This window comes from Acinetobacter sp. AB03 (assembly GCF_058107045.1).
In genome coordinates, this window is sequence record NZ_JBUEBA010000056.1 from 1 (window position 1) to 2345 (window position 2345).

The following is a 2345-nucleotide window of genomic DNA, read 5'->3' on the forward strand; positions in this document are numbered from 1 at the left end:
GTCGGGTAGTCAGACGCAGTTACCTACGTCCAACCCCCTAAGAACCGTGCATGCGAGTTTCCCAGCACACGGCTCAAGCCTCTGCTAAGGCGCCATTCGGCACCCGGTTATACATCGTTGACATTGGCAAACTGAACACTCCTCGGACAATACAGATGGTAAATCTCAAGATTAGCAACTGCATCCGTTCCACCATGACTTAGCTTCACAATATGACGGCTGTGCCATGGTGTATCTTTGGTGACTGGTTTAAGACAGGCGCAGCAGCGACCACCTTGTTTTAGCCACACCCGATACAGCTTGGCTCGCCCCTTTGCGGAGACCAGCATTCTTTTACCCCATCGGGATTCGAAGTACTCATCCCATGCGGGGTCATGAGGGTTAGCAGCAGCCTTGATCTTGATATGTCGCACAATTGGCGTGTCCGAGGCAGACACTAATGTGTATTGTCGCTTCCGACCATCGGCGGACTGTTCATCACATGAGAACACCCATCGACGCGCTCCTTGTACTTTGAAATACCGATCTTTGACCCATCGGAGTGTCTTGCGAGGGTGGCGACGTACAGCCCATCGCCAGAGCATTTCCCACACTGCGTTGTCTACCTGGTTGAAAACCTTCTTGGCAACGACATGACTGTGATAGTTGGCCCAACCCCTTAGAATCGGGTTGAGCAAACCGATCAAAGTGGCCTGTCGTGTCGCTTTGTTTGCATTGATTAATGCTCGCAGCTTGTCAAGATGAGCGCTGATGTTTGCCTTTGACGGCTTGATCAGTAGCTTGCCGTTGTACTTACGTACGTTCCAGCCAAGAAAATCGAACCCGTTCCCTATGTGCGTGATTTTGGTCTTTTCCTGAGAGAGCACGAGACCGCGCTGCGCCAGAAATTCAACCACGGCAGGACGAACTTCATTTTCGAGCCACTCTTTAGAATACCCCGTGATGATGAAATCATCCGCATACCGTACCAGTTGCAGCTTTTTGCCTGTCCATTTGGCGTTAGAGAACCTCTTCGCCAGCATCGTTTCCAGTCCGTCCAAGGTCATGTTGGCCAGCACCGGGGAGATAATACCTCCTTGCGGTGTTCCGGAAAGACTGGGAAACAGCTTGCTTTGGTAGACGTAACCGGCTTTGAGCCATTTCCGTAGAATCACCTTGTCCATTGGGAGGTTGGCGATCATCCAGTCATGGCTGATATTGTCGAAACAGCCTTGAATGTCACCCTCTAGCACCCACTCCGCACTTACTTTTCTTGACAGCACACCAAAGCACTGTGCTGCAGCATCCGCGGTTGAGCGTTGCGGTCTGAACCCATAAGAGTTCCGATCAGCGATGGTCTCCGCGATGGGTTCCAAAGCCAGCAGATGGAGCGCCTGCATGGCCCGGCATTTCATCGTGGGTATCCCGAGAGGTCTCATCTTGCCATTTTTCTTCGGAATAAGGACTCTCCGAAGCGGAAGGGGCGTGTAACCTCGCCTCTTCAACGACATCATCGCACCGGTCTTGGCCTTGGGTGTATTCCAAGTCACCTTGTCGACCCCAGCCGTGTTTTTGCCTTTGTTTTCAGACACTCGTTTGACGGCCAATGCTTTGCCACTAAACGAGTGAGTCAGCAGCCATTGCAAAGCTTTCGCCTTGTTATGCCTGCCGTCTTGTACCGCCTTCACAATACGCGCTTGCAGCCCTCTGACATGACGCTGTACAGCAATCCAATCGATGCTGTCCCACGATGTGCTGGAAGGTGCACACGCTGATACTGCTGCATTCATTTGCTCTCCCTCCATTAAAAGGGTTCTACACACTCTCTTGTGATGAGAGACCATAAGGACGTCAGCCCGCTTTCGCGTGGGGTAATGTTTCAACCTCTATCCAACCCATTACAGACTGGCATTCGCTTTTTCCTCGTTCCTTCGCCCGCATCACCATGGGCAGTTTTTGCAAACTGCTTTCCCAATGGGAGTAATACGGGATTTCCACGTTCCGCTTACTGAAGTACATCGGCTTAGGTGCCTGCTATCGACCGGGAGGCGTATGGGTCACGAATGCGTAGTCGAAAGACGCAATTCCCACCTCCATTACCGTTTTGGTTCGAGCGTATCAGCCATTTCCGCTCGTTCAACTTAACGATCGTTACGCAGATTCACATGTGTTCACCATACCGATTATCTAGCCCTTGTCCGGCTATGGCTGCCAGAAGGGTACGCCTCTCACGATTGATACCCCGCACCTTGCGGTGCCTCGTTACATTGTCGAAGGCGCTCTTTATTCAGCCTTCTAGATTCACCCGGTGACACGGGTGGTTCCCGCAGGGGGGAACAACTTCATTAAGCGACTTCGTGTCGCAC

1 protein-coding gene is annotated in these 2345 nt (G+C 52.1%); it reads right to left on the bottom strand.

The genetic code is table 11. From position 1 onward, the window contains the following. Window positions 1–107: 107 nt before the first annotated feature. Entirely contained in the window at window positions 108–1769 is a 1662-nt protein-coding gene (gene ltrA / locus ACY3FQ_RS18135; RefSeq protein WP_005167203.1) for a group II intron reverse transcriptase/maturase, read from the bottom strand. Window positions 1770–2345 lie beyond the last annotated feature (576 nt).

Coding starts and splice junctions, on each gene's coding strand:
- ltrA (WP_005167203.1), bottom strand. CDS start 1,769: ATGAATGCAGCAGTATCAGCGTGTGCACCTTCCAGCACATCGTGGGAC.